We start from the raw sequence: 341 nt of genomic DNA, 5'->3' as shown, positions 1-341 counted from the left end.
TGCAGCCGGTGCGCTTCATGAACCAGGTGGTCTCGAGCTGCTGCCGCGGGGGGTCGAAGGCGATGGAGCAGGCGTCCAGGTCGATGTTGCGGCCGGGCCGGGTGGCCTCCGAGGCGAGGCCAATCCGGACCGAGGAGAGAAAGGGCTTGCCGTTCTTCTCCAGGGAGACGGAAGCGCCCTTGTCGAGGTGCACCAAGCCCTTGGCCAGGGTGGCCTTGGTCGGTGCGCCCGGCGCGGCGGGGGGGACGACCGGCTTCGGGGGCGCGGCGGCGGCCGGTGCCGCCGCCCGGCCCGGCTCCTCCACCGAGACGCCGAAGTCCGTGGCGATGCCCGCCAGTCCG

Annotated in this window: 1 protein-coding gene; it reads right to left on the bottom strand. The window is 73.6% G+C overall.

Features of this window, described 5'->3' with window-relative positions:
- On the bottom strand, positions 1–341 hold a 341-nt coding region (locus UK12_RS42245), incomplete at both ends, for a stress-induced protein (protein WP_045307110.1).

Origin of the sequence: Saccharothrix sp. ST-888 (genome assembly GCF_000955975.1) — a bacterium.
In the GTDB taxonomy this organism is placed as follows: domain Bacteria; phylum Actinomycetota; class Actinomycetes; order Streptomycetales; family Streptomycetaceae; genus Kitasatospora.
The sequence above is the reverse complement of the archived record's forward strand: the minus strand, read 5'-3'. Positions and strand labels throughout refer to the sequence as shown.